Origin of the sequence: Armatimonas sp. (assembly GCF_031410135.1) — a bacterium.
Classification (GTDB): Bacteria; Armatimonadota; Armatimonadia; order Armatimonadales; family Armatimonadaceae; genus Armatimonas.
In genome coordinates this window covers 1-6,617 of the sequence record NZ_JANNYP010000732.1, presented here as the reverse complement: position 1 = coordinate 6,617, position 6,617 = coordinate 1, and the positions used below count along the sequence as shown (strand labels likewise).

Genomic DNA, 6,617 nt, shown 5'->3' with positions numbered 1-6,617 from the left:
GCCCGAGGATCAAGGCCAGAAGCGGGCTCGTCTAAAAGCAGCACTTTTGGGTTGTGCACAAGCGTACGCGCCAGGCAGAGCCGCTGCTTCATGCCACGGGAGAGCGACTCCACATAGGCATCTTTCTTCACCGAGAGGTTGGTCAGATCGAGCACCAGGTCAATCAGGCCGGGCCGGTCGCCCTTGGGAACGCGGTAGGAGGCGGCGAAAAAGTCCAAATACTCCCACACTTTAAAGTCATCGTAGACCCCAAAGGCATCGGGCATGTAGCCGATCTTGGAGCGAACCGCCTCGGGGTCAAGCGAGACATCAATGCCATCCACCTTCGCGCTCCCCGCCGATGGGTCTAAGAGCGTCGCCAGGATCTTAATGGTCGTGGTCTTGCCTGCGCCATTGGGGCCGATAAAGCCAAAAATCTCGCCCTCATTCAAGGTTAGCGAGAGGTTCTTGACCGCCACTAAGTCACCGTACTCTTTACGAAGATGATTGATCTCAACAAGTGCCATGTTTTTGCCTTTTCCTACGCGCTCATCTCTTTGGGACCTTGGGCCAGTTTACGAATGACGAGCACCAAGAGCAGCATGGTGCCGATCAGCGAGCCGATAGTCAGTAGAGTTGCAACCTCAGCGTGTCCATTGCGCTCCATAGTCAGCTCAGCCATGGCGTAGTACGGGTTGCTCCAGAGGGGGAGAAAGTTAATCGTGCTGGTGCTCACACCATAGCCCATTGTGGACTGCCAGAGTGAGAGCGCCAGTGGCGAGCCTAGCGTGAGAAACGCCACGGTTCCGGCAGCAGTTGCCGTCGCCACTTGGGTTCGGCGGCAGGCCCAGGAGAAGAACAGACCTAGCGCCCCATAGAGAAGCATGGTCGCTATCAGTAAGACATGGGAGAGAAGAAACGAGCCCAGTCCCACTCCCCCTACACAGGCCGCTACCACATTGAGCGGAAAGAAGACCGCCAGCGCGATCAGGGTGGGAATCAGTCCTCCGATAAACTTGCCCACCACGATCTCACTGTGAGTAAGCCGCGAGAGCAGAAGCGCGTTCCAGGTCTGCTTCTCCCGCTCCAGGGTGATCGCGGAGGCTAGCATTGCCGGGGTCAAGAACACCACCAAGCTCACTTCCAGAACACAGAGAAAGATTCCATAGGAGTCACGCGCCGCATTGGAGTCACGGAATATGGCCAACATGCTGAACCAATAAAACAGGGGAATGATCAGCCCCACAATAGAGTAGATAACAATACGGTTGGCCTTAGACTGGCGTCGTAGCTGAAAGCGAGTGGTGATCTCTTTGTAGAGAACGGGATTTTCGGTAAAGACAGACATGGCAAAAGTCCTTCTCCTAGCTAAACGTGATTATGGCTCTAATGGTTACGGCTTTGCAGAAAAAGATCAAACATAGCGATAGACAATCGGGGCGTCAATCTCAGGGTGCAGGCTGGCATGAACCGGGCAGCGATGCCCAATCGCTTCTAGCCGTGGTCGTAGCTCCTCAGAAATTGCCGCCGTGGGGACGCTCACGCTCACGGCGAGCCGCCCGATCCGGTTTGAGGTAGTGCTCATCTCTTTCTCCACGGTGGCGCTCATTCCCGCAAGATCGAGCTGGTGCCGCTCTCCCCACATGCCTATGGTGGTGAGAATGCACGCCGCCAGCCCCGAGGCGACTAAGTCCGTTGGGGAGAACGCAGAAGCATCTCCGCCCAGTTCTTTAGGAACATCCGTTGTGAGTGTCATGCCTTCCGGGTGGGTAAGCTGGCATTTCTTATTTCCCTCATAGCGAACCGCGATCTGTACCATGGCTTTGTTGTACCTCAAATCTGCCGAAGTGCCGATTCGGTAGAGGCAAAAGGCCCCTAGAATGAGCCTATGAAAATCGTACTGGGTGTGGATAGTCGGACGCCAGAGGCCAATGCGCCTGTCGTATCGCTTCTGAAAAAAATCGAGTTTGTGGGAGGTGAGGTAGAAGTCGTCCATGTGGTTCCGCCACCCGTCTTTCCCGGCGGCGAGCTACTGCCCGTGCTCTCTGGGATTGTGGCGCAGTTTTATGAGGGACAAGAGTGGCCCGACTCTAGCGAGGCCGTCACCCATGTCGCGGAGGCGCTGGGCTCTAACTATCCCATCACGGAGACCGTCATCACGGGAAACCCGGCTGCCATGCTCTTGGCAACAGCGGAGTCCTCGGGAGCGCATCTCCTCGCCCTGAATGCATCGCACGATCCCGCCTGGAAGACCGCTTTTGTGGGCAGTGTCGCCCGCGCCGCCGTGCTGGAAGCCAAAGAGAGTGTCTTGATTGCCCGCCCCACGGAGCTTCCGGATCGTCCCCTACATGCTGTCTTCGCCACGGATCACTCTCCTTACGCCGATCAGTGTGCCGCGCTTCTGGGGGAGCTTCTGCCCTTAGGCATTGCGGAGCTGACCGTACTCACGGCCTTCCCGATTGCCGCGATGCGTGAGCAGCTGCTAGCCAAAGGCGAGAGTGGGGCCGGAGCAGGCGACCAAGTCGAGCATGGCCTGCGCGTGCGCAACGCCGACACAATTGCACGCCTGGACGCGGCCTTTGGCGACTCTGCCCCGGTGATGCAGTCACGCATCTTGGACAAGCCCATTGACGATGCCATTGCCGAGACCATGACCGAAACCCACGCGGACTTGCTGATCCTAGGAGCCCACGGTCATAGTTTCACCGAGAGATTGATCGTAGGTAGCGTCTCGTTTCGCTATGCTCTCAGCTCTTCCTATTCGGTGCTACTTCTCCGTCCCCACTAATTGGCAAAGCGGTAGCTTGTAACAATTGTAAAAGTCGCCGTCGGATAAATCCCGCGGCTTAAGAGGGCGACGGCTGCCTTCGCAGTCAACCAAATCTACTGGGTACGAAGGTGCCCGTCGCCCTCTTAAGCCCGGACACTCGTTGTCTGGGAAGACTTTGGCAAAACGGTAGCTTGTAACAATTGCTCCCAGAGTGCGATCTTAGAGGCGATGAAACGCTCTTTTCTTGTCTCGCTTTTTGCGCTCACGCTCCCCGCGCTCGCCTCTGCCCAGCCCTCCTCGGAGTTTGCTGCTTTGGAAAAAGAAGTTGAGGCGGCGCGGATCAAGCACAAAATCCCGGGCCTCTCGCTCGCCGTCCTCAAAGATGGCAAGCTGGCCTACACACACGGCTTTGGCCTGCGCGATGTGGCCAAGAAGCTCCCTGCTACACCGGAGACGCTCTACTCGATTGGCTCGTCCACCAAGGCTTTCACCGCCGCTTCCGTCCTGATGGCCGTGGACGCGGGAAAAGTCAAGCTCACGGAGCGCCCCGTGACCTACCTGCCCTACTTCCAACTCCACGACCCCGAGGCCAGCGCCAAGATCACTGTCTCGGATCTCCTCTGTCATAGATCCGGCCTGCCACGCACGGATTTTTTAATGCTCGCTGCGGAGGGCACGCTGAGTCGAAAAGAGCTGATCCAGGCGGTGGGCACCGCCAAGCCCACCGCCAAGCTGGGGGCCGCGTTTCAGTACCAGAATATTCTCTTTGCCGCCGCCGGGGAGATCGCCGCCAACGCCTTTGGAATGCCCTATGAGCAGGTGATCGAGCAGAAGATCTTCGCGCCGCTGGGCATGACCCGCAGCACGCTCTCGGTCGCCAAGGCCCTCGCCGATAAAGACCATGCCATTGGCTACGATCCCGCCACGCAGAAGCCTCTCGCCTGGCGCGATATTGGAACGACAGCGCCCGCAGGAGCGATCAACTCGTCGGTGGTGGACATGGCAAAGTGGGTGGAGGCAATGCTCCAAGAGGCTAAGCCCCTGCTGAGTGCCGAGAGCTACACCGCCATGACCACCAAGCAGATGACCATGACGCCGAGTATTGGCTACGGCTACGGCTGGTTCTTGCCCAAGTGGAAAGGCATCTCCGTGGTCGAGCATGGCGGCAACATAGACGGCTTCAACGCCGAAGTGGCCTTTGTCCCCGAGAAGAAATGGGGACTGGTGATGCTCAGCAATGTCAGTGGCAGCCCACTGGCAAGCGAGATTCAGGAGATCGTCTGGCGCAACCTCAGTGGCGAGAAGCCCGAAGAGAAGAAGCCGACAACTCCCGACACTGCCAAACCTGCTCCCCCTCCCGTGCCTACCAAAGACGAAGCCGGAAGCTATGTGAGCACAGCACCCCCAGCGACGATGAAAGTGACGTTTGAAAAAGACCATCTGGTGCTCACCGTTCCGGGCCAGCCGCCCTATGTCATGCAGCACCTTGGGGGTCGTGTCTACCAGCTCGCCCCCCCGGTTCCTGCGGGTATGAAGGCAACGTTTGACGAGAAAGGCATGACCTGGGAACAACCCGGAACCAAGCTGACGCTGGTGAAAGATAAAGCCACGACCTATGTCGCGCCGCTCACGGTGGACTCGCTTCTAGAGAAGATGCTGGAGGCGGCAGGGGGACGCGCTGCCTGGAGCAAGCACAAGAGCCGCGTGGATACGGTCACGGTGGACTTTGAGAACCAGGGCATGCAGGCCACCGGCGAGACCTACCAGAGCCAGGGAAAACAATCGCAGCGGCTCAATGTGAGCACGATTGGCAAGAAGATCGGCTGGATTGCCACTGGCTACGACGGGAAAGCCGCCTGGATCAGCTTCAGCTTTCTGCCCCCACAGCCCACCCAAAACAGCGAGCGTGCTCGCGCGGAGGCCGATCTAGCGATGGGCCTTCTGGAGCCGCATAAACTCTTTGAGAAGATCGCCATCACGGGCACCGAAAAAGTCGAGGGCGAGGAGTGCTATGTGCTTCTCAAGACCACCAAATCCGGCGAGCGCATGACCGACTATGTCTCCATCAAGAGCTTTTTTGTGCTCCGCCGCGACACGGACGCCCCAGAAATCTACTCAGACTTTCGCAAGAGCGGCGGCGTGATCGTGCCGCACAAGAGCATCCAGAAGACCCCGAGCATGGGCAATATCGTCACGGTTATCAAAAGCACCCGCTGGGACGTACCCGTGGACAATAAAGTATTTACGATGCCCTCCCCCGGCTCGTCCCTCGCCACCCCCTCCCGATAACGGGAGAGGTTGGGTGGGAGTAGGAAAGCCCCCTTCCTCCTCTGACTCCCCCTTCTCCCACCCGAAGGGCGATGGTTATTGGGAGAGAGGGGGCCGGGGGGATGAGGGGAAACAGGCGTATAATGTGCCCATGAATCGTCTTTCGTTTGACCGGGGCTGGAAGTTTGCGCGTTTTGGGCTGATGCCCGAGGGAGGCTCGCGGCCTGAGCCGGAGGGGCTGGAGAAACCCGGCTTTGATGACTCGGCGTGGCGCTCTCTTGACCTGCCGCACGACTGGGGGATTGAGGGACTATTTCGCGGCGACTTGCCCAACGATACAGGCAAGCTGCCCTGGGCGGGGATCGGGTGGTACCGCAAGACACTGCCCGCACAACCCACAGGCAAGCGGGTCTACTTAGACTTCGATGGCGCGATGAGCCACCCCAAGGTCTATGTCAACGGCAAGCTCGCCGGAGAGTGGGCCTACGGCTACGCCAGCTTCCGGGTGAACCTCACGCAGCACTTAAATAACACGGGCACGAATCTGATCGCGGTGCGCCTGGATAATCCCCCGGACTCGTCGCGCTGGTATCCTGGCGGCGGGCTCTACCGCCATGTCTGGCTGGTGACCGGCGAGCCCGTTCATATCGCGCATAACGGAGTCTTTGTCCACACGCCCGAGGTAAGCGCCGAGAGGGCCACCGTGGCGATTGAGGTAGCTCTGGAGAAGATTCGCAGCGAAGTTTTCAGGAAGGGCAAAGTAGTTGCCTTTGATACTCCTCTGGAGGTCGGCACAAGCGAGATTCGCCATGAGATTCTCTGGAAGGGCAAAGTCATCGCGAAAGCCGATGGCCCCAAAGCCAGTGTCGTGCTTGCCCGTCCGCAGCTCTGGAGTGTCGAGACGCCGAATCTCTACTCGCTCAAGACAACGGTCTGGGCCGAAGAGAAGCTTACTGACACGCACCTGACCACTTTTGGTATCCGTTGGGTCGAGTGGAGCGGGGCGAAGGGCTTCTTGCTCAACGGGGAGCGCGTGACACTCAACGGGGTCTGCAACCACCACGACCTGGGAATCTTAGGCGGCGCGGTTCACGAACGCGCCATTGAGCGCCAGTTAGAGATTTTGAAAGAGATGGGCTGCAACGCCATCCGTACCAGCCACAACCCCCCCGCCCCTGAGCTACTGGATGCTTGCGATAGGCTCGGCTTTCTGGTAATTAACGAGGCGTTTGACTGCTGGCGGCGTGCCAAGAAGCCCAACGACTACCACCTTGATTTTGATGCCTGGCATGAGCGCGATATCGTCAGCTTCGTTCGCCGGGATAGGAACCATCCGTGCGTGATCGCCTGGAGCAGTGGCAACGAGATTCCCGAGCAGGGCAACGCCGAAGGGGCCGCGCTCTCGCGCCAGCTCACCGCGCTCTTTCACCGCGAGGACCCCACGCGCCTCGTCTCCGCAGGTTGCAACAACGCCAACGCGGGCAGCAATGGCTTCTCCGAGACCGTGGACATCTTTGGCTACAACTACAAGCCGCACCTCTATGGCGCGTTTCGGGCGCGCTACCCGCGCCAGCCACTAATTGGGAGCGAGACCAGCTCG

6 protein-coding genes are annotated in these 6,617 nt (G+C 58.9%); 3 read left to right on the top strand and 3 right to left on the bottom strand.

Annotated elements, in window-relative coordinates:
• From RMO15_RS26750 to RMO15_RS26740, 3 genes are all read right to left on the bottom strand, one after another.
• On the bottom strand, nt 1–506 hold a 506-nt coding region (locus RMO15_RS26750), incomplete at its 3' end, for an ABC transporter ATP-binding protein (protein ID WP_309720012.1).
• A gap of 14 nt (nt 507–520) precedes the next feature.
• Entirely contained in the window at nt 521–1,327 is an 807-nt protein-coding gene (locus tag RMO15_RS26745) for an ABC transporter permease subunit (protein ID WP_309720009.1), read from the bottom strand.
• 66 nt (nt 1,328–1,393) lie between these two features.
• The gene (locus RMO15_RS26740) at nt 1,394–1,798 is read right to left on the bottom strand and encodes an OsmC family protein (protein WP_309720007.1); all 405 of its coding nucleotides are present in this window, start codon (nt 1,796–1,798) and stop codon (nt 1,394–1,396) included.
• Between the two features lie 69 nt (nt 1,799–1,867).
• Here RMO15_RS26740 and RMO15_RS26735 point away from each other — a divergent pair, with 69 nt between their 5' ends.
• The 3 genes from RMO15_RS26735 to RMO15_RS26725 all read left to right on the top strand — a co-directional run.
• Nucleotides 1,868–2,767, top strand: coding sequence for a universal stress protein (locus RMO15_RS26735; protein WP_309720005.1), 900 nt, complete (start codon nt 1,868–1,870; stop codon nt 2,765–2,767).
• Nucleotides 2,768–2,977: 210 nt separating this feature from the next.
• On the top strand, nt 2,978–5,038 hold the full coding sequence (locus RMO15_RS26730) for a serine hydrolase (RefSeq protein ID WP_309720003.1): 2,061 nt from the start codon (nt 2,978–2,980) through the stop codon (nt 5,036–5,038).
• Nucleotides 5,039–5,168: 130 nt separating this feature from the next.
• On the top strand, nt 5,169–6,617 hold a 1,449-nt coding region (locus RMO15_RS26725), incomplete at its 3' end, for a glycoside hydrolase family 2 TIM barrel-domain containing protein (RefSeq protein ID WP_309720001.1).